General features: G+C 59.2%; 23 protein-coding genes. 18 read left to right on the forward strand and 5 right to left on the reverse strand.

What is annotated here, in order from left to right:
* Window positions 1–7 precede the first annotated feature (7 nt).
* Window positions 8–439, reverse strand: a complete 432-nt coding sequence (locus DWB63_RS07865; RefSeq protein WP_128328268.1) for a pyridoxamine 5'-phosphate oxidase family protein — start codon at window positions 437–439, stop codon at window positions 8–10.
* Window positions 440–499: 60 nt separating this feature from the next.
* Between DWB63_RS07865 and DWB63_RS07870 the strand changes: the two genes are divergently transcribed.
* The 7 genes from DWB63_RS07870 to DWB63_RS07900 all read left to right on the forward strand — a co-directional run bounded on the left by DWB63_RS07870 (window position 500) and on the right by DWB63_RS07900 (window position 6,574).
* The gene (locus DWB63_RS07870; protein WP_128328269.1) at window positions 500–1,177 is read left to right on the forward strand and encodes a phosphoadenosine phosphosulfate reductase family protein; all 678 of its coding nucleotides are present in this window, start codon (window positions 500–502) and stop codon (window positions 1,175–1,177) included.
* 331 nt (window positions 1,178–1,508) lie between these two features.
* Window positions 1,509–3,407, forward strand: coding sequence for a proton-conducting transporter membrane subunit (locus DWB63_RS07875; protein WP_128328270.1), 1,899 nt, complete (start codon window positions 1,509–1,511; stop codon window positions 3,405–3,407).
* Complete coding sequence (locus DWB63_RS07880; protein ID WP_128328271.1) at window positions 3,407–4,255, forward strand: complex I subunit 1 family protein; 849 nt, start codon at window positions 3,407–3,409, stop codon at window positions 4,253–4,255. The genes DWB63_RS07875 and DWB63_RS07880 overlap by 1 nt, the downstream gene beginning before the upstream one ends.
* 3 nt (window positions 4,256–4,258) lie before the next feature.
* Window positions 4,259–4,702, forward strand: a complete 444-nt coding sequence (locus tag DWB63_RS07885) for an NADH-quinone oxidoreductase subunit B family protein (protein ID WP_128328272.1) — start codon at window positions 4,259–4,261, stop codon at window positions 4,700–4,702.
* Window positions 4,703–4,723: 21 nt separating this feature from the next.
* The gene (locus tag DWB63_RS07890) at window positions 4,724–5,092 is read left to right on the forward strand and encodes an NADH-quinone oxidoreductase subunit C (RefSeq protein WP_128328273.1); all 369 of its coding nucleotides are present in this window, start codon (window positions 4,724–4,726) and stop codon (window positions 5,090–5,092) included.
* A 9-nt stretch (window positions 5,093–5,101) separates the two neighbouring features.
* Window positions 5,102–6,181 (forward strand): nickel-dependent hydrogenase large subunit, encoded by a 1,080-nt coding sequence (locus DWB63_RS07895; protein ID WP_128328274.1) that lies wholly within the window; start codon window positions 5,102–5,104, stop codon window positions 6,179–6,181.
* 9 nt (window positions 6,182–6,190) lie between these two features.
* Window positions 6,191–6,574 carry a 4Fe-4S binding protein gene (locus tag DWB63_RS07900; protein WP_128328275.1) on the forward strand — a complete coding sequence of 128 codons (384 nt, stop codon included), beginning with the start codon at window positions 6,191–6,193 and terminating at the stop codon, window positions 6,572–6,574.
* A gap of 71 nt (window positions 6,575–6,645) precedes the next feature.
* Here DWB63_RS07900 and DWB63_RS07905 read toward each other — a convergent pair whose 3' ends face one another.
* Window positions 6,646–7,794 carry an amidohydrolase family protein gene (locus tag DWB63_RS07905; RefSeq protein ID WP_128328276.1) on the reverse strand — a complete coding sequence of 383 codons (1,149 nt, stop codon included), beginning with the start codon at window positions 7,792–7,794 and terminating at the stop codon, window positions 6,646–6,648.
* Between the two features lie 192 nt (window positions 7,795–7,986).
* Between DWB63_RS07905 and DWB63_RS07910 the strand changes: the two genes are divergently transcribed.
* Window positions 7,987–8,853 (forward strand): EamA family transporter, encoded by an 867-nt coding sequence (locus DWB63_RS07910; RefSeq protein ID WP_128328277.1) that lies wholly within the window; start codon window positions 7,987–7,989, stop codon window positions 8,851–8,853.
* Between the two features lie 78 nt (window positions 8,854–8,931).
* On the opposite strand, the gene DWB63_RS07915 is transcribed toward DWB63_RS07910, so the two are convergent.
* The gene (locus tag DWB63_RS07915; RefSeq protein ID WP_128328278.1) at window positions 8,932–10,944 is read right to left on the reverse strand and encodes a methyl-accepting chemotaxis protein; all 2,013 of its coding nucleotides are present in this window, start codon (window positions 10,942–10,944) and stop codon (window positions 8,932–8,934) included.
* Between the two features lie 146 nt (window positions 10,945–11,090).
* Between DWB63_RS07915 and ispG the strand changes: the two genes are divergently transcribed.
* From ispG to dxs, 9 genes are all read left to right on the forward strand, one after another.
* A complete protein-coding gene (gene ispG / locus DWB63_RS07920; RefSeq protein ID WP_128328377.1) occupies window positions 11,091–12,164 on the forward strand; it encodes a flavodoxin-dependent (E)-4-hydroxy-3-methylbut-2-enyl-diphosphate synthase in 1,074 nt (357 codons plus the stop codon).
* Window positions 12,165–13,907 (forward strand): proline--tRNA ligase, encoded by a 1,743-nt coding sequence (locus DWB63_RS07925; RefSeq protein WP_128328279.1) that lies wholly within the window; start codon window positions 12,165–12,167, stop codon window positions 13,905–13,907.
* A gap of 336 nt (window positions 13,908–14,243) precedes the next feature.
* Window positions 14,244–14,858: a LysE family translocator gene (locus DWB63_RS07930; RefSeq protein WP_128328280.1), complete on the forward strand. Its 615-nt coding sequence runs from the start codon at window positions 14,244–14,246 to the stop codon at window positions 14,856–14,858.
* Between the two features lie 180 nt (window positions 14,859–15,038).
* Window positions 15,039–16,529, forward strand: coding sequence for an exodeoxyribonuclease VII large subunit (gene xseA / locus DWB63_RS07935; protein WP_128328281.1), 1,491 nt, complete (start codon window positions 15,039–15,041; stop codon window positions 16,527–16,529).
* Between the two features lie 8 nt (window positions 16,530–16,537).
* Window positions 16,538–17,524: a M23 family metallopeptidase gene (locus DWB63_RS07940; protein ID WP_128328282.1), complete on the forward strand. Its 987-nt coding sequence runs from the start codon at window positions 16,538–16,540 to the stop codon at window positions 17,522–17,524.
* A gap of 102 nt (window positions 17,525–17,626) precedes the next feature.
* Window positions 17,627–18,439, forward strand: coding sequence for a M23 family metallopeptidase (locus DWB63_RS07945; RefSeq protein WP_164879816.1), 813 nt, complete (start codon window positions 17,627–17,629; stop codon window positions 18,437–18,439).
* A gap of 35 nt (window positions 18,440–18,474) precedes the next feature.
* Window positions 18,475–18,714, forward strand: coding sequence for an exodeoxyribonuclease VII small subunit (gene xseB / locus DWB63_RS07950; RefSeq protein WP_128328284.1), 240 nt, complete (start codon window positions 18,475–18,477; stop codon window positions 18,712–18,714).
* Window positions 18,714–19,607 (forward strand): polyprenyl synthetase family protein, encoded by an 894-nt coding sequence (locus DWB63_RS07955; RefSeq protein ID WP_128328285.1) that lies wholly within the window; start codon window positions 18,714–18,716, stop codon window positions 19,605–19,607. Before xseB ends, DWB63_RS07955 begins: the two co-directional genes overlap by 1 nt.
* A 21-nt stretch (window positions 19,608–19,628) precedes the next feature.
* Window positions 19,629–21,527 (forward strand): 1-deoxy-D-xylulose-5-phosphate synthase, encoded by a 1,899-nt coding sequence (gene dxs / locus DWB63_RS07960; protein WP_128328286.1) that lies wholly within the window; start codon window positions 19,629–19,631, stop codon window positions 21,525–21,527.
* Between the two features lie 115 nt (window positions 21,528–21,642).
* On the opposite strand, the gene DWB63_RS07965 is transcribed toward dxs, so the two are convergent.
* On the reverse strand, window positions 21,643–22,131 hold the full coding sequence (locus DWB63_RS07965) for a YchJ family protein (RefSeq protein ID WP_128328287.1): 489 nt from the start codon (window positions 22,129–22,131) through the stop codon (window positions 21,643–21,645).
* Between the two features lie 106 nt (window positions 22,132–22,237).
* Here DWB63_RS07965 and arfB point away from each other — a divergent pair, with 106 nt between their 5' ends.
* Window positions 22,238–22,666 carry an alternative ribosome rescue aminoacyl-tRNA hydrolase ArfB gene (arfB, locus tag DWB63_RS07970; protein WP_128328288.1) on the forward strand — a complete coding sequence of 143 codons (429 nt, stop codon included), beginning with the start codon at window positions 22,238–22,240 and terminating at the stop codon, window positions 22,664–22,666.
* On the opposite strand, the gene DWB63_RS07975 is transcribed toward arfB, so the two are convergent.
* Window positions 22,650–23,657 (reverse strand): glycosyltransferase, encoded by a 1,008-nt coding sequence (locus DWB63_RS07975; RefSeq protein ID WP_128328289.1) that lies wholly within the window; start codon window positions 23,655–23,657, stop codon window positions 22,650–22,652. The genes arfB and DWB63_RS07975 overlap by 17 nt on opposite strands.
* Window positions 23,658–23,788: the final 131 nt, after the last annotated feature.

Genomic DNA, 23,788 nt, shown 5'->3' on the forward strand with positions numbered 1-23,788 from the left:
GGTTTTTTCAGGAATTTTGCAATTTGGTTGTGAAAACATCGGTGAAACCGCAGCAGAGTTCGGCTGACCGGCCCAGGATTCTGATGAGTTCCGTGTCAGGATCTTCGGCCAGTGCGCGCATTTGCGGGTGCTTCAGCAGGTAGAGCTTGATAATGGCGTCCTCTGTCTGCTTTTTTTTGATGGGGGAGTTGACCCCCTGGATGACCAGGGCCACTTTTTCGTCGCGCCGGTCGATCAACATGCTCACATGAGGGCATATTTTGAGGTTCTTGTTCTTTTGCGTGGATTTTCGTGAAAGAAAATAGAACTTCATGGCCGCGTGGTCGGCAAAGAAATGCATCAGCGAATTGTGAGGCTGAATACCGTCGGTCGTGGCCAAAACGCAGATGTCCTCTGAAGTGATCAGGTCATCGATTATTTGCATTTTTTCGTTGCTCATGAAATGTCCATATCGCATCTTCGTTTCGATATCCATTATAAAGCAATCCCCGGAGTGGGCATGACGACCCTTGACGACAAGATCCGCAATAGCGAAGCCCAATTATCGAACCTGCTAGAACGAGCCGGGGCCGAGTCGGTGCGTGTGGCCTGGACCGGGGGCAAAGACTCCACAGTGGTCCTGTTCATATGGAAGATGCTTTTGGATCACGCAGGGTTGGGGAACGGCCGGGTCATCAACCTGGATACGGGCTGCAAATTCCCCGAGGTGCTGGCCTTCCGCGACCGGCTGACGGGAGAGTGGGGTTTGGAGCTTTTCGTGGCCCGTCCGGCTGTGGCCCTGGAAGGCTATCCCTTGGCCCGGGACACTCTGGCCTGTTGCCTGGAACTCAAGGTGAAGCCGTTGCAGGCGGCCATTGCCGCCACGGGGACCACGCATCTGTTGACCGGCATTCGCCGGGACGAGCACCCGGACAGAGCGGACAGACAAGCCCAGGAGAAGCGCCTGACGCCGCCGCATGTCCTGGTCAATCCCATCCTCGACTGGACCGAGACCGACATATGGGCCTTCCACGCCCGGTTCGACCTGCCGCATTGTGAACTCTACGACCGGGGGTATCGCTCCCTCGGTTGCCGTCCCTGCACGGCACGGCCGGAGAAGGGCGGTCCCGAACGGTCGGGCCGCGACCGGAACAAGGAACAAATGCTCCGCTCCCTGACCAGTCTCGGCTATTTTTGATCCGCACGTTCGCGAACAACAACGGACTTCGAAAGTAACCCTCGGGTTAATTGCACTTTTTTTCACAAATTTTCCCCACCCGAATGGTGGGGAAATGGTGTCGCCAATGGATCTTTGTGCTAAATCGTGAGTAAAGCTAAACAGTTGGACAGGGCAGAGAGATAGGCCCAAAAGTCGGTTTCTGTCTTGACCTGAGGGTTAACTTCACCTAAGGACACATGTTTACTAGGCTAAGGGTAAAGTGCATTCGCATTGTGGAATCCGGTCGGAGGTGTTTCCGGAATCCACATGTCTGCTGTACTCGTTCATCATCTATTGAAACGAGGTCTTCATGTCGAATCTGTTACTGCTTCTCATCCTTCTGCCAGCCGTTGCCGCGCTGGTCTGCTATTTCGTCCGGTCTTCGGCCGCACGGAAGCTGACCGTGCTCGGAACCGGCGTGGTCCTGACGCTTGCGTCTCTGGGCCTGCTCGGGCAGGGGACCTTTGAGCCGATTGCGGTCGGTTCATTCCTTGGCATCAGCAGCGACTTCCTGGTCACCATCCTGGATTTCGCACTGTTGGGCGTCATTTTTTATTATGGTATCAAACACAAGAGCATCCTGATTCAGGGTTTCACCCTGGCCCAGGCCGTTCTGCTCGTGTGGTTTGAGTTGGTCATGGTCGAACATGAGGCGGTTCCCGCGCTCATGGGCGACCAACTGTCCTTGATCATGGTCCTGGTGATCTCCATCATCGGCTCGCTGATCTGCATCTTCGCCATTCCCTATATGAAGGAACACGAAGAGCACCTGCACCTGAAAACCTCGCGTCAGCCGCGCTTCTTCTTCTACCTGGTGCTGTTCCTGGGAGCGATGAACGGTCTGGTGCTGTCCAACAACATTCTGTGGATGTACTTCTTCTTTGAAGTGACCACCTTCTGTTCGTTCATGCTCATCGGTCACGACGGCACCGAGGTCGCCACCAAGAATTCCGTTCGCGCCTTGTGGATGAACGCGTTCGGTGGCCTGGCCTTCGTGCTTGGCATGATGCTGGTCTACATGCAGACCGGCACCCTGAACATCTCGGCCATCCTGGCCGCCGGTCCTGCCGGTGCGCTCATGGTCACCGGCGTGGGCTTCCTCTGTCTGGCCGGGTTCACCAAGGCCGCCCAGGTTCCGTTCCAGAGCTGGCTGCTCGGCGCCATGGTCGCTCCGACCCCGGTTTCCGCGCTCCTGCATTCCTCCACCATGGTCAAGGCCGGTGTCTTCGTGGTCCTGAGGTTTGCGCCCGCATATGCAGGCACCTTCCTGTCCACGGGCGTGGCCATCTGCGGTGCGTTCACCTTCCTGGCCTGCGCCGCACTGGGAGTGGGACAGTCCAACGGCAAGAAGATCCTGGCGTACTCCACCGTGGCCAACCTCGGCCTGATCATCTGCTGCGCGGGCATCAACACTCCGTTGGCCCTGACGGCCGCGGTCATGCTGATCCTGTTCCACGCCATCTCCAAGTCCCTGCTCTTCCTGTGCGTCGGCACCATCGAGCAGGCCATCGGCTCCCGCGACATCGAAGACATGCGCGGACTGTATGCCAAGCATCCCCGGACCGCCCTGATCACCATCATCGGCATCCTGACCATGATGCTGCCTCCGTTCGGCGTGCTGCTCGGCAAGTGGATGGCCATTGAGGCCGCTGCCGACAGCAACATCTTCGTCATCGTCATGCTGGCCATGGGTTCCGCAATGATGGTCGTCTATCTGGCCCGTTGGGCCGGTTCGATGATGGGTACCCGCGAGGAGGGCGCAAGGCCTGAAACGCAGCCCCTGCTGACCCGGCTGCCGCTGACCTTGCTCTGTCTCGGCGCAGTGGTCCTGTCCGTGGCTTCCCCCTGGATATACAACTCCATGCTGGCCCCCTGGCTCGGTTCGACTCCCTTTGTTGTCGGCTTCGGCTCCCTTGAATCCGTGCACGGAACATTCATCGTGGTGCCGCTCTTCCTGGTCCTCGGCCTGGGGCTGCTCTATGCGGTCAAGGCCGCTTCCGGCTACCGCAAGGTCAAGATCGTGCCTCCCTACCTGGGTGGAGCCAATGCGACCACTGACGGCACCTACATCGGTCCCATGAACGGCGAAGTGCCGTTTGCCGCCAGCAACATGTATCTGGGCGAGCTGTTTGCAGAAGGCAAGCTCACCTCCATCTTCAACGCACTGGCGGTCGCTTTGATCGTCCTCATGCTGGGAGGGGCGCTCTAATGGAAACGCTTATTCTTGTTATCATAGGACTGTTGGTCGCGCCCCTTGTCGGCGGCCTTATCGCCGGTCTGGATCGTCGCGTCACCGCCTGGTTCCAGTCCCGTCAGGGTCCCCCGATCATGCAGGCCTTCTATGACGTGGCCAAGCTGTTCGGCAAAGAGAAAATGGTCGTCAACCAGTGGCAGATCCTCTGCGCCTGGGTGTATCTGATCGCAGCGGCCACCTCGGTCGCGCTGTTCTTTGCCCAGGGCGACCTGCTCCTCGTCTTCTTCGTGCAGGCCATCGGCGCGGTCTTCCTGGTCATGGGCGCCATGGCTGCCAAGTCTCCCTATTCCCAGGTGGGCGCACAGCGCGAACTCCTGCAGATCCTGGCCTACGAGCCGGTTCTGATCCTGGTTTTCGTCGGCTTCTACATGGTCACCGGGAGTTTCTCCATCGATGCCATATGGGCGCAGGACATCCCGCTGCTGGCAAAGATGCCGCTTCTCTATCTGGCCCTGGGCTACGCCCTGACCATCAAGCTGCGCAAGTCGCCGTTTGATTTCTCCACTTCCCATCACGGACATCAGGAACTGGTCAAGGGCGTGCTCACCGAGTATTCCGGCCCCTACCTGGCCCTGATCGAGATCGCCCACTGGTACGAGACCATACTGGTGCTCGGCGTGTGCGCGTTGTTCTGGCACACCAACGTGGCCTGGATGGCCGTGCTGCTGCTGGCCACCTACATGCTCGAAATCCTGGTGGACAACACCATGGCCCGCATGACCTGGCGCTGGATGCTCAAACGCGTCTGGGTGCTCGGCATGGGCCTGTCCGTCGTCAACCTCATCTGGCTGTACGCGAGGTAAATCATGTTCGGATCATTCATCAAGAAATCTCGCGCCAAGTCTCCGTGGATCATGCATTTCGACTGCGGTAGCTGCAACGGCTGCGATATCGAGGTACTGGCCTGCCTGACTCCCCTTTACGATGTGGAGCGGTTCGGCATCATCAACGTCGGCAACCCCAAGCACGCAGACGTGCTTCTGGTCACCGGCACGGTCAACCACCGGAACAAGAAGGTGCTCAAGAACATCTACGATCAGATGCCCGAGCCCAAGGCCGTCATCGCCATCGGCGCGTGCGGCAATACCGGTGGTGTGTTCCGCGAAGCCTACAATGTCGTGGGCGGCGTGGACAAGGTCATCCCGGTGGACGTGTATGTTCCCGGCTGTCCGGCCAAGCCAGAAGCCATCATCGACGGCGTTGTCATGGGTCTGGCCAAGTTCGCGCAAAAAGTGGAAGAAGCCGAATAGGCCCGTCCACAGAGGTGAAATATGCAAGGTAAAATTATTGACGTGACCATCGACAACATTGTCGGCGAGGTCATGAACATGAAGAACGACGGGCAGAGGTTCGTCACGTTCTCGACCTATCAGGAAGGCGAGGGCAAGATCGGCATCCTCTACCATTTCGACAAGGATTACGAGGATACCCATCTGCGCCTTGTCGCTGATATGGACAAGCCCATCCCCAGCGTTTCCGGCGTCTACTTCGCCGCTCTGCTGGTGGAAAACGAAATTCGCGACCAGTGGGACGTCAAGTTCGACGGCCTGGTCCTCGACTTCAACCGTACGCTCTATCTCGACCCCGAGGTCACTCAGGTTCCCCTGGTGTCCAACGTCAAGATCGCGCCGAAAAAATAGGGGGCTGAAATGGCTACTACCGTAATTCCCTTCGGCCCGCAGCATCCCGTCCTTCCCGAGCCGGTCCACCTGACCCTCAAGGTCGAGGACGAGATCGTCAAGGAGGCCATTCCGGCACTGGGCTACGTCCATCGTGGCCTGGAAAAGCTGGCCGAAATCCGCGACTATCATCAGATGATCACCGTGTGCGAACGCGTGTGCGGCATCTGCTCCATGATCCACGGCACTTGCTACTCGCAGTCCATCGAGGAACTCATGGGCATCGAAGTCCCGGCCCGCGCCGAGATGCTGCGCGTCATCTGGAGCGAACTCCACCGCATGCATTCCCATCTGCTCTGGCTGGGCCTGTTTGCCGACGCCTTCGGCTTCGAAGCCCTGTTCATGCAGTTCTGGAAGGTTCGCGAGCGCATCATGGACATCAACGAAGCCACCGCCGGCAGCCGCGTCATCGTGTCCGTCAACATCATCGGCGGCGTCCGCACAGACCTTTCCCCGGATCAGCTTCGCTGGATTCTCAGCGAATTGGAAATCGTGGAGAAAGAAGTCCGTGAAATGCAGGACACCATCATGAACGACTACTCGGTCAAGGCCCGTACCGTGGGCGTGGGTTACATGTCCAAGGACGACGCCTACATCCTCGGCGCCGCCGGTCCCACCCTGCGCGGTTCCGGTGTCGCATCCGACATGCGTATGCTCGGCTACGGCGCCTATTCGGAGCTGGACTTCGAACCGGTCATCGAGACATCCGGCGACTGCTGGGCCCGTTCCGCAGTCCGCTTCCGGGAAGTCGGTCAATCCATCGACCTGGTTCGCCAGGCCATCAGCAAGCTGCCTGAAGGCGACCTGGCCGCCAAGGTCAAGGGCAATCCGCCGGAAGGTGAAGTCTACATGCGCGTGGAACAGCCGCGCGGCGAGTGCGTCTACTATATCAGGGGCAACGGCACCAAGCATCTGGACCGCCTGCGCATCCGTACCCCCACGTTCGCCAACATCCCGCCGCTCCTGCATATGTTGCCTGGCTGCGAACTGGCCGACGTGCCGGTCATCGTGCTGGCCATCGACCCGTGCATCAGCTGCACCGAACGCTAGGAGGACCGTATGTTGTTTACACCTACCGTCATCAAGAACCTGCTGAAGAAGCCCGCCACCCGCAACTACCCGTTCGTGGTACGCGAGCCGTTTCCCAACTTCCGTGGTGAATTGGTCATTGACATCGAAAAGTGCATCTTCTGCGGCATGTGCGAACGCAAATGCCCCAGCCAGTGCATCACCGTGGACAAACAGGCCGGTACCTGGCAGTGCGATCCGCACGCCTGCATCTCCTGCGGCTACTGCCGGGACAACTGCCCGACAAAGTGCCTGACCATGAACGACACGCACCGCAAACCCATGGCAGCAAAGGTCACCTGGATCGAGCAGGGCACCCCGCCCAAGCCCAAGGCCAAGAAAGCCGCTGCAGAGAAGAAGACCGACGAAGAATAGCCGTCGGCAAACGACAAATGAAAAGCCCCGGCTCATGCGAGTCGGGGCTTTTTCCCTTTCTGGTGCGAAAACTATCGTACCGTCCATGTGTCGTTGAGACGAACACCGTACATCCTTTCCGCATTTTTATAGGCGATTTTTTCGGCCGCGTCGCGGGGGAGCTGTCCGAGAATGAGCCGCTGCCTTCCGACCGCATCTCCATACTTCATCCAGAGCTTTTTCATGTGCGGGTCAGTGGCGAACAGGATGCGGTCCTGGTAGCGGATGAGGAGTTCCTTCCACTCGGGCCTGAGCAGGTCGCCATCCAGCATGGCCTGACCGATCATCCGCTGCTTTTCGGGGTCGGCAAAGTCGTCCATGTACCGTTCTTTCTTGGATGTCAGCAGAAAGAGGTTCGGGTGTCGGCGCATGAATTCGTCCAGTTGTTGGGCGGAAGCAAATCCCATGTGCGGCAGCAGGAAGGTCTGGTCGGGCCAGGCGGAATAGAGCGCGTGAAAGCGGGGGAAGTCGCGTTCGGGCGCGTAGGGCTCCCAGTGGGCCATGAAGGGGATGTTCAGGGGTGCTATCGCTTCGAGAAGTTTGGCGGTTCCGGTTTTGGATGGGTCCACATACCGCTCGCCAGCCTCGTATCTTTTCCCGGTTTGCTTGTCACCGTGAGTGTAGAGCAATTCGCCGATGAACCGGTAGCCGTGCCCTCGGATGCCGTTCACCGTGGCAGAGATGTACCTGTCGGAGACATCCTCCGACAATTGGAAGAACTTGGGTGCGCCGAGCACAATCAGGTCCGGGTTGCGCTTTGCCATATCGATCACGGCCAGTTCATTGTCATGCAACCGCTTGCTACTGCGGGCGAACAGGGCGAGCTTGTCTACTCCGGCTTCCCGGACGTTCCTGATGGCCGCGTCCATGTCCACGGTTTCGTCGATCTGGCTCATGGCGTCGAACAGCGGGCCGTCGTATCGGGAATATTTCGGATAATCTCCAGCGGACAGGCAGGACTCATAGGCTTCCCGGATCATTTTTCGTGAGTTTCGTTCCTTTGGCCTGATCCCTGCCCGGACCTGCTCCATGAGGTCTGCATCGAGTTTGGAATCCATGCAGTCGAGGATTTCGGGCGGAGCCGAAGTAAAAATGGAGGCGTCCTGCGCAATGGCTTGTCCTGCCGCGAACAGGCAGAGCAGGCAGAGCAGACAGAGTGTGGATGGTCTCCCGGTACGCATGGCGTCCTCCGATTTTCCCGCCCAGTATAAGCATGTATGGGACCTCGGAACAGTATTTTTATGGCGCCGGGCCGTGCCAGTGGGGGCGCAGTATGCCTTACTTGCATCGAACGGACATCTTTACATTTTGTGAGGAAAGAGGATGATAGGGGCACATCTGCTGAATTGAAACCGGGGACATTGTAAAAGGGTATGCAGGAACTTCCATTTCTTCTCGTGATCCTCTCATCCATTGCGCATGGGTATTGGAACTTCCTCTTGAAGCGGGCGCAAAACAAGGACGCTTTTCTCGGCCTGAGTAAAATGGCCGAGCCGGTCATCTATGCAATCCCTTTTGCCGTGGCCGTCGGCAAATGGGGCCTTGACCCGGCATCCCTCTGGTTCGCAGGTGTCGGCACACTCCTCTCCGTGGTGAATTATTACTGTCTCGCCAACAGCTACAAACGCCTTGATCTTTCCATTGCGTATCCCGTGTCGCGTTCCAGCACGTTGTTTCTTCCGTTTCTGGCATATCTGGTATTTCAGGAAAGCATTGATGGTGTTGGCTGGTGTTCCGTTGTGTTCGTTACGGTCGGTGTTCTCGTCGTGCAGATGAAGGAGTTCAGCCTGTCCGGTCTGTTCAGGGGGAGCCGGAACAGCGGTTCGGGATTGCTGTTCGCCGTGGCCGCGGCTTTTTTTGTGGCGCTCTATACGCTGTGGGGCAAGGAAGCCGTCCTGCATATCCACCCGTTCATCTACATGTACTGCTATACATTGGCGTCCTGTGCGTATTTTCTGCCACTGCTGCGACGGCTTGACCGTGTTGCCGTCGTAAAGGAATGGCAACGGAACAAATGGAGCATCCTCACTGTCTCGGTATTGAACACGCTTTCATTTGTCCTCATGCTCATGGCGTTGAATATGGGCAAGGTCACGTACGTCGGTGCATTGCGGCAGTTGAGTCTTGTCGTCGGGGTCGGCCTGGGATGGCTGGTACTGCGCGAGTCCCTCCATTTGCCGCGTGTGGTTGGCGTGTCGCTTATCATGGTCGGAGCCTGTCTGACATACGTTGCGTCCTGAACGTCGGTGGCGTTTCATGAAGAAAACGGCCCTGTCCATCATGGAACAGGGCCGTTGTATTGTGTTCTTCGAAACTGACTAGAAGCGTTCGAAATCACCGTCGTCCGGATCGTCCATGGACAGGTCGAAGCCGCCGGTCTCCTTTGCGGGAGCGGGTTTTGCCGGGGCCAGGGGTTTCGGCTTCCGTGGCTTGCTTATTTGGGCCTTTGTCTTTGGAGCCGATGGCATTCGCCGAACCTGTTCCTGCCTTCCGCCCTGCACCTTGAAGAACGAGATGATCTGTTGCAGGCCGTGGGCCTGGCTGGCCAGGTCTGTGGATGTGGAGGCCATTTCTTCGGAAGCTGCGGCGTTCTGCTGGACCACCTGATCAAGCTGCTGCAAGGCCGCGTTGATCTGCTCGGCACCGGTATTCTGCTCGTTGCTGGCCACCGTGATTTCCTGGATGAGTTCCGCAGTCTTTTCAATGTCGGGGACCATGTCCCGGAGCAGATCACCCGCCTTGACCGCTACTTCCACGCTGGTTGAGGAGAGTTCGCTGATCTCGGCGGCGGCATGTCCGCTGCGTTCGGCCAGCTTGCGGACCTCAGCCGCGACCACGGCAAAGCCCTTGCCGTGTTCACCGGCCCTGGCCGCTTCAATGGCCGCATTCAGGGCCAGGAGGTTGGTCTGGCGCGCAATCTCCTCGACAATGGAGATCTTTTCGGCAATTTCCTGCATGGCCGAAACGGTTTCGTTCACGGCCACACCGCCGACACGGGCGTTTTCCGACGCCTTGGTGGCGATGGACTCAGTGGTCCGGGCATTTTCCGCGTTGGCCCTGATGTTGGCCGCCATCTCTTCCATGGAGGAGGAGACCTCCTCAAGTGCTGCAGCCTGCTGGGTCGCGCCCTGGGACAGGGACTTCGAGGTGCCGGAAAGCTCCTCACTGCCCGAGGCTACGCGGGAGCTGCCGTCCACGACCTCGCCGACGATAGAGGAAAGCTTGTCCGACATGTCGTTGAGCGCCTGGAAGATCGCGCCTATGTCGTCTGAGCGGTACACATCGACCCGAGTGGTGTAATCTCCATTGGCCGCAAGGCCGAGTGCCCGGACGATCTGGTCCAGCGGTTTGATGAGCAGGCCGTTCATGTAGAACCATATGCATACGGCGATGACTATCAGGGCCAGGATCGACAATACTGTGGCGTTGAGGGCGTTGGACCAGACCGGGGCCATGATCTCGGACGTCTCGATGAAGGCGATGAATTTCCATTTGAGTTGGGGCGAAGTGTGCACTACGGCCATGTAGTCCACGCCTTTGATGACGCCTTCGGCGGCTCCGTTTTCCATGGAGAACGCCTTGCGGTACAGGTCATCGCCCAATTCGCCTATCTTTTTGAAATTATTGACGGTGTTCTTGGGGTCGGCGATGACCACGCCGTCATCTTGCACCATCATGACGTAGCCGGTTTTTCCGAGCTTGACCTGTTCGATGAGCTTGGTCAACTGTGCCAGCGAGAGGTCCATGGCGGTCACGCCCACCACTTTGTTGCCGTCAAGGACAGCCTTGCCCGTGCTGATCATGGCCTCGTTGGTGGTGGATACATAGGCTTCGGAGATGACGGCCTTGCTCGGGGTGGCGGTTGCCTTCTGATACCAGGGGCGCTTGCGGGGGTCATACCCGGCTGGCAGAGGGTCGTTTCCGCCGATGATGAAGGCGCCGTTGCTGGTTCCCAGATAGCAATCCTTGTAGTTCGGATGGGATTTGAGAATCATCGTGTAGAGGCCGCGGATCTCGCGTCCGAGGTGATCTCCAGGCTCGGGATCGGTGGTCTTGTATTCCTTGTTCGGGTCCAGGTAATTGGTCAGGATTTCATCCACCCTGAGGACGCGCGGGTCTTCTGCCATCATGACCGTGTTGTTGAGGGTCTCCTGAATATACATGGAGATTGTGCCGTCGATGTGCTTCAACTGACCGGCGGCAGACGTCTGGCTGTATTCTACGGAATCGTTGTAAATGGATGTAAGACTGACCGCAAGAATGGCAGCGCAGAGCAAAAAGAGCGAAAGTGCAAACGACAGAAGGATTTTTACTCTGACATTGATTTTCATGGCTGACTCACTCGTCGGTTGAAGGTTGATACTGTTAGTATAAAATGCAGAAAGTCTGACGAAGATTCAATTATAAATACCCTCGATTTTTAACGAGACTGGGCCACTTGGCTTGTATAGGGAAATTGCGTAACGTGCAAATTCTTATGCAACGCAAGCAGACACGATCCATGAGTATAGGCGGTGTGGGCATCGGCGGGGACAACCCTGTTCGCGTCCAGTCCATGTGCAACACCGACACCCGCGACGTCCTGGCAACGGTGACCCAGATCAACCAACTGGCCGAGGCCGGGTGCGAGATCGTGCGTCTGGCCGTGCCCGACGAAGCCGCAGCCGCCAAGCTGGCCGCCATCCGCGAGCAGTCCCCGGTGCCGCTCATTGCGGACATCCATTTCGACCACCGTCTGGCCCTGGCCGCCCTGGAGGCGGGGTTCGACGGCCTGCGTATCAATCCCGGCAATATCGGGGACGAAAACAAGGTGGACATCGTGGTCAAGGCTGCACTCGCCCACGGCACCCCCATCCGCATCGGCGTCAACGGCGGTTCCCTCGAAAAGGACCTGCTCCGGCACCATGGCGGTCCCACGCCCGAGGCCATGGTGGAATCCGGTCTGCGTCACGTGGCCATGCTCGAAAAGCGCGGTTTTAACGACATCAAGATTTCGCTCAAGACCTCGTCGGTCCTGAAAACCGTCGAGGCGTACCGGATCATGTCGGAAAAGGTGGACTACCCGCTGCACATCGGCATCACCGAGGCCGGAACCCTGGTGCGCGGAGCGGTCAAGTCCGCTGTAGGACTGGGCATCCTGCTGCATGACGGTATCGGCGACACCCTGCGCGTGTCCCTGACCCACGATCCGGTGGCCGAGATCGGCGTGGCCTATGAAATCCTGCGATCATTGGGCTTGCGTGAACGTGGCCCGGAGATTATATCCTGCCCCACCTGCGGAAGAACCGAGATCGGCCTGATCGAGCTGGCCGAACAGGTGGAGGCGGCCCTTCGAGGGGTGGAAGAGGTCTTCACCGTGGCTGTCATGGGGTGCGTGGTCAACGGCCCCGGAGAGGCCAGGGAAGCGGATATCGGCATTGCCGGAGGCCGTGATCTGGGCATAATTTTCAAGAAGGGCGAGATCGTCCGCAAGGTCCGGGGCAGCGACAACCTGTTGCCGGAATTCATGAAGGAAATCGATAAATTCCTGGAAGAAAGGAGAAGTGAATAAATGCGTCTTTCCCGTTATTACGTCCCGACCCTCAAGGAAGACCCGGCGGACGCCGAGGTGGTCTCCCACAAGCTTCTGATGCGCGCGGGCATGATCCGCAAGCTGACCAGCGGCATTTACAATTACCTGCCGTTGGGCCTGCGCTCCATCAACAAGGTCGCTGCCATCGTGCGTGAGGAGATGGACCGCGCCGGAGCCCTGGAAGTACTCCTGCCCATGGTCCAGCCCGCCGACCTCTGGAAGGAGACCGGGCGCTGGGACTACTACGGAAAGGAACTGCTTCGTTTCAAGGACAGGCACGACCGTGACTACTGTCTCGGACCCACCCATGAAGAGGTCATCACCGATCTGGTGCGCGGCGAGATCAAGTCCTACAAGCAACTGCCGGTCAACCTGTATCAGGTTCAGACCAAATTCCGCGACGAAATCCGTCCCCGTTTCGGCCTCATGCGCGGCCGCGAATTCATCATGAAGGATGCCTATTCCTTTGACAAGGACGAGGAGGGCGCGGAAAAGTCCTACTACGACATGTTCAACGCCTACAAGGCTGCGTTCTCCCGCATCGGGCTGCGCTTCAAGCCGGTTCAGGCTGATTCCGGGGCCATTGGCGGCGACTTCTCCCATGAATTCATGGTCCTGGCCGATACCGGCGAGGACACCATAGCCTCCTGCCTGTCCTGCGACTTCGGGGCCAACCTGGAAAAGGCAAAGGTTTCGCCGCCCAAGGGCGCAGTCTGCGACGAGTCCGCCGTGCCTGCCCTCGAGGAAGTGGCCACTCCCGGTTCGCACACCGTGGAGGAGGTTTGTACCTTCCTCGGCATCACCGCCGACAAGCTGGTCAAGACCCTGCTTTTTATCGTGGACGGCAAGCCCGTGGCCGCCCTGGTGCGCGGCGACCGCGAAGTGAACGACGTCAAGCTGCGCAACCTGGTCGGCGGCAACGAGATCGAGCTTGCCGACGAGGCCCTGGTCAAGAAACTGACCAACGCCCCTGTCGGGTTTGCCGGTCCTGCCGGTTTGGACAAGGACGTGCCCGTCTTTGCCGATCACGAACTGCTCACCGCCACCGACTGGGTGGCCGGGGCCAACAAGGGCGATACCCATGTGCGGCATCTCGCCCTGGGTCGTGACTGCACCATCGAGAAATACGCCGATCTGCGCGTCATTGACCCCACTGATCCCTGCCCGGAATGCGGCGGCAGGATCGAGTTCACCAAGGGTATCGAAGTGGGCCATGTCTTCAAGCTCGGCCTGAAGTACTCCGAGAAAATGGAAGCCACCTTCCTGGACGAGAACGGCAAGTCCAAGCCCATGGTCATGGGCTGTTACGGCATCGGCGTGTCCCGCATCGTGGCCTCTGCCATCGAGCAGAACAACGACGAAAACGGCTGCATCTTTCCGCCCTCCATCGCCCCGTTCGAGGTCTGCCTGATATCCCTTGGCGGCAAGGATCAGGACGTGGTCGACAAGGCCGAAGAGCTTTACGGGACCATTATGGACCTTGGTGTGGACGCGGCTTTCGATGACCGCAACGAGCGTCCCGGCGTCAAATTCGCCGAAGCCGACCTGATCGGCTACCCGATGCAGTTGGTGCTCGGCGGCAAGGGGTTGAAAAGCGGCATCATCGAGGCCAAGGACCGCAAGACCGGCGAAAAAATCGAACTGCCCCTCGACGGTTTCGCCGAAGCCTTCATTGCCTGGCGCAAGCAGATTTGGAATAACTGGGGTCTGGAAATAGCCTAGATTCCGCACGTTCATTGATACCAAAACCCCGGCGCGGAACCCCGCGCCGGGGTTTTTTTGATGCCTCCGGCCCCACATCCCCTCATTTCCCTAAACTTTTTGGGTCGCTGCGCGAGGAGAGTGGAGGGAAATACCTGTGCGCTTTTGCCAAGAACTATGGGCAAAGAGGCTAGACCTGAACGCGCTCGCACACCCTTGCCGAAGGCACACAAAAAGTTTGGAAGGGGGAGTCCAGAGGGGGAGGCATTCCCTCTCCCTTAGCTTTACGGTTGAAGCGTGAGGAGGGGGGTGCTAGGTTGCCTTTAATCGGATAACGAATAGTTTGGGAGAGAGAAAATGACTCTTGAAAGCGGAATCGCCTTGGCACTGGCCACCTTTGTTTTCGCCTGCATTCCCGGCCCCGGTATTTCTGCCGTGGTCGCCCAGTCGTTGGCGCGGGGATTCAAGGCCGGAGCGAGCTTTACTTGCGGCCTGGCGCTCGGCGATGTGGGCTACCTGCTCACGGCCCTGTTCGGCATGGGCTGGGTGGCCTCGCAGATCGGTCCGTATTTCGTGGTGCTCAAATGGGCGGGTGCCGCCTACCTCGTCTACATGGGCGTCAACTGTTGGTTGGCCAAGCCCTCGGCCAGTCAGGGGGATGCCTGCCCCATGGCGGTCAGGCCCGGAAGGAGCTTTTTGACCGGCCTGTGCGTGACCATGGGCAATCCCAAGGCCATCGCCTTTTACTGCGGCTTCCTGCCCGGTTTCGTGAACATGCGCGAACTGACCGGTTCGGACATCATCCTGGTGATCTCCATCATCGTGCCGATCATCGCCACGGTTCCCCTGGTCTACGCCTGGCTGGCCTCCAGGGGCCGCAATGCGATTCGATCGACGCGGCTGTGGAAGGTCATGAACCGCACCGCCGGCACCATCATGATCGGCGCAGGCGCGGTTATCGCGTCGGAGTAAGATGAAAACCGGGAAGCTAACGTTAACTTATTAAAATATAAGCCCCCATTCGACTCTCGACACCCGCGAAGCGGCACCAAAAATTTTTGGAAAGAGAGGGATAGGGGGTCTGGGGGGAAGGGAGAGAAGAACCTTTTTCAAAAAGTTTTCTCTCCCTTCCCCCCAGCCGCCGGAGGCCTTTTGTCCAACATCCTGACCGTCAGTGAGCTGACCCGATCAGTCAAGAACCTGCTTGAGGCGGAGTTCCCGTTCGTGTGGGTGCGCGGCCAGGTGACCAATCTTGCGCGCCCGGCCAGCGGGCATGTGTATTTTACGCTTTCGGACGGGGATGCGGCGTTGTCCGTGGTCTGGTTCAAGTCCTCGCAGATGTCGTCGGAGCCGGTGAAGCGGGGTGGGGACACGGTCAATCCGCTGACCGGAGAGATCGAGGAGGAGCAGGGCGGCACGGCCTTGAGCGGCAGCGGGATAGAGGACGGCATGGAGGTGCTGTGCGCAGGCAGGCTCAACGTGTACGAGCCGCGCGGTCAGTACCAGTTGGTGGCCGAACTGGTCCAGAGTCAGGGCGTGGGCGATCTGGCGGTGGCCTTTGAGGCGCTCAAGAAAAAGCTGGCCGCAAAAGGGTATTTCGACGAAGACCGCAAGCTTGCGTTGCCCCGTGACCCGAGGCGGGTGGCGGTGATCACTTCCCGGTCCGGCGCGGCCATCCGGGATTTTCTGCGCATTGCGGAGACGCGCGGCACCGGGGCGGAAATTCGTATTTATCCGTGTCTGGTGCAGGGTGAACGTGCTCCCTGGCAGATCGCCGAGGCCCTGGATCAGGTGGATGCCGAGGGTTGGGCCGAGGTGGCCGTGCTCATTCGCGGCGGCGGGTCGTTGGAGGATTTGTGGGCCTTCAATACCGAGGAAGTGGCGGACGCCATTTACCGGGCCAGACTGCCGGTCATCACGGGCGTGGGGCATGAACCGGACGTGTCCATAGCGGATTTCGTTGCGGACAAGCGTGCGGCCACGCCGAGCCATGCGGCCCAGGAGTTGTGGCCCCGGCGTGAGACCCTGGCCCAGAAACTGGACGTGCTCGATATGGGGTTGAACCGGGCTTACGGAAACTGGCTGTCCGGCAAGGACGGCCAGTTCGAGAATCTGCGCAAGGCCATGGTGTGGCTCTCCCCCAAACGGCGGCTGGAGCGGATGGAGGACAGGTTCTCCGCGCTCATGGCCCGGCTTCAGGGAGCCGGACTGGATCACTATTATGATTGTGCCGGGAATGCCACGCAGGCTGCGGACCGTCTGGACCGTGCGTTCGGGCCGGAGCGGCTGGACAACCTCGGCCGGGACGTGGCCGGGGTGGCGTACCGGCTGTCGAGGGCCTTTGGTCCAAGCCGGGTGGAGGGCCTGACGGACGGGCTTTCCGGGCTGAGTCAACGGCTGGACAAGGGGGCGTACCATGCTGCGGAGGCAAAGGGCCGTGAACTGGCCCTGCTTGAGACCGTGCTGCGTGGCCTGGACCCGGAAGCGCCGTTGGAGCGGGGCTATGCCCTGGTGCAGGTGGTCGGGACCGGTAAATTCCTGCGTGACCCTAAAGGGGTGACGAAGGGCGACGCACTTGATATCAGGGTCCGAGACGGTCGCGTTGCGGCCACGGTGACCGATACCAAACCAACCGACGCATAGGGGTATTGATGAAACGGTTTTTTCTGAGTTTGTTCCTGGTAGTCATTTTGGCCCTACCCATGATTCCCGTGTCCGGGACGGCCCAGGATTTCGGGCTGCAAGAGGGAGATGACATCGGCCTCGTCCTGCCGAAGGATGCTTCCGCTGCCAGCGAGGCCGCTCCCGTCCATGCCGGGTCCGCCCTGATTCTGGCTGCGCCGGGCCGGGTGGGCGTGGGCCAGCCGTTCCTGGTCCGTCTGACCTCGGATCAGCCCCTGGATTCGGTGTCCGTGCATTGGCTGGGCAAGGAAGTGGTACCGTCCATTTCGGTTTGGAATAACCGTCATGTGGCCCTGGTCATGCTCGGCACGGACGTCATCGACGCCAAGCCGGGCAAGCAGGATTTGTCCGTCATCGCCTCGGTGGACGGCAAGGAGAATACCCTGCGCCGTTCTGTTCAGGTCACGTCGGTGGAGTATCCGAAACAGGAGCTGACGCTGCCTCCGGGCATGGTCACGCCGCCACAGGACGTCTATGACCGCATTGCTGCCGAACGGGAGCTGACCACGGCGGCCAAGAACACGGTCTCGGCCCAGAGATTGTGGCGGCTGCCCCTTGAACGTCCGGTGGAGGGCGAGGTGTCCAGCTTGTACGGATTGAAGCGTATCCTCAACGGCACGCCCAAGAATCCCCATCGGGGACAGGACCTGCGCTCCCCCATGGGCAACCCGGTCAAGGCGGCTGCCGACGGCGTGGTCATCCTGGTGGGCGATCATTACTATGCGGGCAATTCCGTGTACATCGACCACGGCAACGGCGTGGTGACCATGTATTTCCATCTGTCCAAGCCCATCGTCAAGGAGGGGGACAAGGTCCAGCGCGGTCAGGCCATCGGGTTGTCCGGTCAGTCCGGGCGGGCCACAGGACCGCATCTGCATTTTTCCGTATCGGTCCTGGGCAAGCTGGTCGATCCAGCGCCTTTATTCAAAAACTCTGCTGATAACATGCTGCAATAGTAGGCTATTGATTAATTTATGCTAAAAAAACAACCCCTCGGGCCCACACTGGCCTTTCTGGTGTTCTTGGTCTGCCTTCCTTGCCTCTCGCTGGCAGGAGATATGGTGGACGTCTTTGCGCCGGAGCAGGTTGGGATAGGCAAGCCTTTTCTGGTCCGTATCAGCACCTGGTATCCTCTGGAGAACCTCCGGGTGGTCTGGAACGAAAAGACCGTGCAGCCGGCGGTAACCTGGTGGGACGGGAAGTCCGGGGCCATGCTCCTGCTCGGCATAGGTTTGCGCCAGGATGTCGGGACCTACACCCTGGAGGTGATCGCCGATATTTGGGGGCACGAACGACGGTTTTCCCGGGATATCGAGGTGGTGGAGTCGGCCTGGGGTCAGGAGACCCTGAGTGTGCCGCCGAAGATGGTCAAGCCGCCCGCGACCGAGTTGGCCCGTATCGAACGTGAGCGTGAGCAGGTTCTGGCCGTACTGGACACCGTGTCCCCCGAACGGTTCTGGAATATACCATTCGTCAGGCCGGTCAAGGGCAAGATGCTCAGTCGCTTCGGTCTGCACCGGGTGTTCAACGGTGAGACCAAAAGCCGCCATACCGGGTTGGATTTCAGGGCTTGGGAAGGCACGCCGCTCCATGCCATAGCCGCAGGCAGAGTTGTTCTTACGGGCCACTTTTATTATGCTGGCAATGCGGTGTGGATCGACCATGGCAATGGATTGATATCCATGTCGTGTCACATGTCCAGGATGCTTGTCAGGGAAGGGGATATGGTTGATGCTGGGCAGAAGATCGGTTTGTCGGGGGCCACGGGCCGGGTGAACGGTGCCCATCTGCACCTGAGCATCTTTGCCTTGGGGCAAGTGGTGGATCCTGAGGTTTTATTTGAATGTGATGATTTCAAGGTGTTAGAATAATATATTATTGATTAGTTCTGCTGCTGGAGGAACCCGTGGCGAAAGAGACTTTTGAAGACAGGTTGGAACGGCTCAAGCTCGTGGTCGAGAAGCTGGAACGCGGCGATCTGCCCCTGGAAGAGGGCGTGGCCCTGTACAAGGAGGGGTTGGAACTGGTCAAGGCGTGCGGAAAGCAGTTGGAAACCGCTCGGCATGACGTTAAAATCGTGTCCGAAGGGCTGGTCCGGGAGTTTGATGCCCTGGAATCCCTGGCCGCCGACCCGGAGGAAGCGTAGTGAAGGTCAAGGAGCAACTGGCAAAGCGTGCCGCCGCCGTCGAGGAGTTTCTGGTCACCTGCCTGCGGGATCGGGGCATTCCTTCCCGGTTGTTGGCGGCAATGGAATATTCCCTGCTGGCCGGAGGCAAGCGGCTTCGACCAGTGCTGCTCCTTTCCTGGGCCTCCCTGCTCGGGGGGAAACCGGACAAGGTCATGCCCTTTGCCGCTTCCCTGGAGTGCATCCACACCTATTCTCTGATCCACGACGATCTTCCGGCCATGGACGACGACGATCTGCGGCGCGGCAAGCCCTCCAACCACAAGCAGTTCGACGAAGCCACGGCTATCCTGGCCGGTGACGGACTGCTGACCGAGGCCTTCGGACTGATGTCTGCGGCTTCCATTGTGAACGGCTTGCCGGCAGACCGGGTGATGCGGGCAATCTTTACCCTGACCAGGGCGGCCGGTGCAGGCGGTATGGTCGGCGGCCAGGCCGTGGACATGGAGTTCACGGGTCGTACCGGGGTGCCGCTCGAGGAATTGCAGCAGATGCATGCCATGAAGACCGGGGCGCTCATCACTGCGGCCTGCGAGTGCGGGGCCATACTGGCCGGTGCAGCGGAATGCGACATCGACAATGCCCGCGAGTTCGGACGCAATATCGGCGTGGCCTTCCAGATCGTGGACGACGTGCTCGACGTGGTCAGTGACACCGCGACCCTGGGCAAGCCCGCAGGGAGTGACGAGGCCATGGGCAAGTCCACCTATCCGGCGCTCATGGGCTTGGAAAAGAGCAAGGAACTGGCCGGGGACTACATTGACGAGGCCCTGAAGCATCTGTCCGGCTACTATGGGAGCGAGCAGGAGTTCCTGTGGCAATTGGCCCGATACATAGTAGACAGGGTGTATTGATTGGAATAGTATTTTGCCCCTATGATTAAAGATCCGAAAAAAACAACCGTTCTGTCCAAGATAACCAGGCCCGGCGACGTTCGTGCACTGGAAGGGGATCAGATAGACATCCTTGCCCAGGAATTGCGGGATGTCATCATCAGTCAGGTCTCCGACCACGGCGGACATCTTGCCCCTTCCCTCGGCGTGGTTGAGCTGACCCTGGCCCTGTTCCGGTCGTTTGACCTCGAGCGGGACAAGCTGGTCTGGGATGTCGGTCATCAGGCCTACGCGCACAAGCTGCTCACCGGCCGGATGGAAGCGTTCCCCTCCTTGCGCCAGAAGGGCGGGCTCAGCGGCTTTCCGCGCATGGCGGAATCCGAATACGATCATTTTGGCGTGGGCCATTCGTCCACATCCATTTCCGCTGCCCTGGGCATGGCCATGGCCCGCGACCTCAAGGGTGAAGATCATGAGGTCGTGGCGGTCATCGGCGACGGTTCCCTGACCGCCGGGCTTGCCTTCGAGGGACTGAACCAGGCGGGCGATCTGGGGCGCAAGATGGTGGTGGTCCTGAACGACAACGAGATGTCCATCTCCAAGAACGTCGGCGCGTTGTCCCAGTTCTTGAGCCGCAAGATGACCACTCCGTTTTTGCAGCGGCTCAAGGCCGATGTGGAAGGATTGCTCGGCACCATACCCAAGATCGGCGGCGATCTGGCCATATACGCCAAGCGGTACGGGGACTCGGTCAAGTCCTTCTTCACCCCCGGTATCCTGTTCGAGGCGTTCCACTTCACCTATGTCGGTCCCATCGATGGCCACGACACAGCCAAGATGGTCAAGGTTTTCGAAGAGATAAAGCAGCTTAAGAAACCCGTGCTTGTCCATGTGATGACCAAGAAGGGCAAGGGGTATGAGCCAGCCGAATCCGATCCGTCCCATTATCACGGGGTGGGCGAGTTCATCCCGGAGACCGGCTTGGCCCGCAAGTTCTCCGGTTCCGGCCTTCCTTCCTACACCTCCATTTTCGGGTCCACCCTGTGCTCCCTGGCACAGAAGGACGACAGGATATTCGCCATTACCGCGGCCATGCCCGAGGGAACCGGGACCGAATGCTTCCGTCAGAATTATCCGGAACGATTCGTGGACGTGGGGATATGCGAGCAGCATGCGGTCACCTTTGCCGCCGGGTTGGCAACCCAGGGATTCAAGCCTGCGGTGGCCATTTATTCCACTTTCATGCAGCGCGCCTATGACCAGATAATCCACGATGTCTGCCTGCAGAACCTGAACGTGAATTTCTTCCTGGACCGAGGTGGTCTGGTCGGCGAGGACGGGGCTACTCATCACGGAGCCTTTGACCTGAGCTACCTGCGCCACATCCCGAACCTCGTGCTTATGGCCCCCAAGGACGAGGCCGAGCTGGCCCAGATGATGGCCACGGCCTTTGCCTATGACGGTCCCTGCGCCATGCGTTATCCGCGCGGCACCGGGGTCGGCGCCAAGGTGTCCGCCAATCCGCGCAAGATCGCCATCGGCAAGGGCGAACTCATGCGCGAAGGCAAGGACGGCGTGATCATCACCCTCGGTTCCCGCGTCTACCCTGCGGTGGAGGCGGCCATGGAACTGGAAAAATCCGGGGTGGACGTGGCGGTCTTCAATACGCGGTTCGTCAAGCCCCTGCCCGTAAAGCAGATCCTGGATCTGGCCGGTCGGTTCAACCGTATTCTGCTGGTGGAGGAAAACGCCCTGGCAGGAGGGTTCGGTTCCGCCGTGCTCGAGCTTCTCACCGAGCATGACGTCCTACACGGCAAGTCAATCAAATTGCTTGGCATCCCCGATGAGTTCATCGAGCACGGTACGCAAAAGGAACTGCGGCACATGCTCGGCATCGACACCAACGGGATCAAGACCGCCATGCAGAAGCTCTGTAAATAATCGCTTGAGTACAGAACGATAAAAAAGGAACCGCTCCATGGAGCGGTTCCTTTTTTGTTCCTGGCAGTGATCTGGCTGTCAAAAGCGGCGCAGATGCGCCGTCAAGGTACGCCGTTTATCGTCCGCAGCACTTCTTGTATTTTTTGTTCGATCCGCAGGGGCAGGGCTCGTTGCGGCCGATCTTCTTTTCCTTGCGAACCGGCGGGCCGGAGACCATGTGGCCATCCACGTAGAGCCACTTGCCGCCTTCGTTCCTGAATTCGCTGCGTTCGCGGTGAGTCTGCTCTTCGCCGTCGATGGCGTAGTTGGCGGAGAATTCCACGATGCCCGCCTCGTCGCCTTCCTGTCCGGCCCAGGTGTCGTGGATGGTCAATCCCAACCACTCTGCAGACTCGGCCCATTCGCGTACGGACTTGTCGTCGTGGCCTTCCAGGGCTTCTGGCGCCAGGGTCGCCTTGAGATAGTCGATCTCCTTGAACACATAGGCGGAGTAGCGGGAGCGCATGAGCGCCTCGGCAGTTGGGGCCGGGGTCTTTCCGGAAATATATGGGGTGCAGCACTTGGTGTGATCCAGGCCGGACCCGCAGGGGCATTCTTTGGACATGATGGATACCTCGTTTGGTTTTGGTGCAGGGGATTGTAGAGAAAACCGCCCAAGTGTCAATGAGTAAGAGCTTGCCCCAAAGGGCAAGTCGTGGCAATTTGTGGTCATGCTCCGCATCACACCGAAAATCGTCATTTCTTATGAAGAGATACGCTTCATCACCAGCCGCAGCTCCGGGCCTGGCGGTCAGCACGTGAATACCACCGATTCGCGGGTGACCCTGCTTTTCAACGTGGAGGAATCTCCCAGCCTGACCGAATTGCAGAAGGTGGCGGTCAAGGGCAAGTTGCGCAGGCGCATCGACAAGCACGGTGTGCTCCAGATTTCCAGCCAGGTCTTCCGCAGTCAGAAGTCCAACAAGGATTCGGCCATAGAGCGGTTCGTGGAACTCCTGCAATGGGCGCTCAAGCCGGTGATTCCGCGAAAGGAAACACGGATTCCCAAGTCGGCCAAGCGGAAGCGGTTGGAGCGCAAGCAGCGTACGAGCCAGCGCAAGCAGAACCGCAAACTGCCGGATTTCAGCGGCGAATACTAGCTTTGGATTGAAGGGCCGCTGTGAGGTATTGCCTGCCCAGTTCGGTATCCCCGTAGGCTTCGGCCAGGAGCAGATAGACCACCTTGAGATATTTGGTGTGGATGTAGTCCGCCGTGTTCAGCCGGGTCTTGACCACGGCCTCGGAAATGGCGTTCAGGGCTTCGAGCAGGGTCGCTGCCCGGTGTCTTGCCCGGTGCTTCGCCTCGATTTCGGCATGGCCGTTGCGGGCGATGGTTTCCCTTTTGGCCTTGTCTCCCAGCAGATCGCAGACAATGGCAATCAGCTCATCCATGTCGTTGGGCGGGTAGGTGACCAGATGCGTACCGTCCTCGAAGAGCATGGACTGACCGTGGCCGACTTCGGGCGTGACCAGGCAGGATCCGGTGGCCAAGGCCTCGAACACGCGGAAGTTGAGATCATTGTGTTCGGCGATGTTCAGGACCACTCGGGCGCGTGGGAAGAGTTCCCCGAATTCGCCCTTCATGACCGTCAGATTGGGCAGTCTGGCCTTGAGCTCCCTGAGGAATTCGTACCGGACGGGCGTGGTTTCCCGGTCCACATTGCCGACGAAGAGCAGATCCCATTCCTTGGCTGGCGGTGTATCGGGCGGCTGCTCGTCCCGCAGCGGATAGGGCGGCAGCCAGATGACCTGATCGTGCGTCAGCCGCTGGCGGAATCTGGGCATGTGGTCGCGCAGGGACACGGCCACAAGGTCAAAGGCTTGGGCATACATGGGATACCAGGAGTGTATGTGCGAATCAATGGCATAGAAGGCTGTGGGGCAGGGGAATCTCTCGATGCCGATGAGCGGCGGCGGCACGCTGCGGTCGGCATAGAGCACCAGGTCGGGTTCCCCGCTGCACCGGTCTGTAATATCGTTCCAGCTCAGGGGCGTTGACTCGTCAAGGGGGATGTTGATGACGTCGAAGCCGAATTCCTTTACCTGACGAGGATTGAAATATTGTCCACCGACCCAGGCGATCCGCTTCACGACCTGTCCCTCCTGCCGATCTTCATGGGGAGTACCGTTGGGTGACCTGCTGATGTGCAGGAATGTCGCTGATTCACTGATTAATCCCGTATATCCAGTTTATGTAGTCATATACTCGCGACAGACCATCA

This window comes from Pseudodesulfovibrio sp. S3, from assembly GCF_004025585.1.
In the GTDB taxonomy this organism is placed as follows: domain Bacteria; phylum Desulfobacterota; class Desulfovibrionia; order Desulfovibrionales; family Desulfovibrionaceae; genus Pseudodesulfovibrio.

Bases quoted from the DNA above. Each gene is read 5' to 3' on its own strand.
- DWB63_RS07865 (WP_128328268.1), bottom strand. From the start codon at position 439: ATGAGCAACGAAAAAATGCAAATAATCGATGACCTGATCACTTCAGAG.
- DWB63_RS07870 (WP_128328269.1), top strand. From the start codon at position 500: ATGACGACCCTTGACGACAAGATCCGCAATAGCGAAGCCCAATTATCG.
- DWB63_RS07875 (WP_128328270.1), top strand. From the start codon at position 1,509: ATGTCGAATCTGTTACTGCTTCTCATCCTTCTGCCAGCCGTTGCCGCG.
- DWB63_RS07880 (WP_128328271.1), top strand. From the start codon at position 3,407: ATGGAAACGCTTATTCTTGTTATCATAGGACTGTTGGTCGCGCCCCTT.
- DWB63_RS07885 (WP_128328272.1), top strand. From the start codon at position 4,259: ATGTTCGGATCATTCATCAAGAAATCTCGCGCCAAGTCTCCGTGGATC.
- DWB63_RS07890 (WP_128328273.1), top strand. From the start codon at position 4,724: ATGCAAGGTAAAATTATTGACGTGACCATCGACAACATTGTCGGCGAG.
- DWB63_RS07895 (WP_128328274.1), top strand. From the start codon at position 5,102: ATGGCTACTACCGTAATTCCCTTCGGCCCGCAGCATCCCGTCCTTCCC.
- DWB63_RS07900 (WP_128328275.1), top strand. From the start codon at position 6,191: ATGTTGTTTACACCTACCGTCATCAAGAACCTGCTGAAGAAGCCCGCC.
- DWB63_RS07905 (WP_128328276.1), bottom strand. From the start codon at position 7,794: ATGCGTACCGGGAGACCATCCACACTCTGTCTGCTCTGCCTGCTCTGC.
- DWB63_RS07910 (WP_128328277.1), top strand. From the start codon at position 7,987: ATGCAGGAACTTCCATTTCTTCTCGTGATCCTCTCATCCATTGCGCAT.
- DWB63_RS07915 (WP_128328278.1), bottom strand. From the start codon at position 10,944: ATGAAAATCAATGTCAGAGTAAAAATCCTTCTGTCGTTTGCACTTTCG.
- ispG (WP_128328377.1), top strand. From the start codon at position 11,091: ATGCAACGCAAGCAGACACGATCCATGAGTATAGGCGGTGTGGGCATC.
- DWB63_RS07925 (WP_128328279.1), top strand. From the start codon at position 12,165: ATGCGTCTTTCCCGTTATTACGTCCCGACCCTCAAGGAAGACCCGGCG.
- DWB63_RS07930 (WP_128328280.1), top strand. From the start codon at position 14,244: ATGACTCTTGAAAGCGGAATCGCCTTGGCACTGGCCACCTTTGTTTTC.
- DWB63_RS07940 (WP_128328282.1), top strand. From the start codon at position 16,538: ATGAAACGGTTTTTTCTGAGTTTGTTCCTGGTAGTCATTTTGGCCCTA.
- DWB63_RS07945 (WP_164879816.1), top strand. From the start codon at position 17,627: ATGGTGGACGTCTTTGCGCCGGAGCAGGTTGGGATAGGCAAGCCTTTT.
- dxs (WP_128328286.1), top strand. From the start codon at position 19,629: ATGATTAAAGATCCGAAAAAAACAACCGTTCTGTCCAAGATAACCAGG.
- DWB63_RS07965 (WP_128328287.1), bottom strand. From the start codon at position 22,131: ATGTCCAAAGAATGCCCCTGCGGGTCCGGCCTGGATCACACCAAGTGC.
- arfB (WP_128328288.1), top strand. From the start codon at position 22,238: ATGCTCCGCATCACACCGAAAATCGTCATTTCTTATGAAGAGATACGC.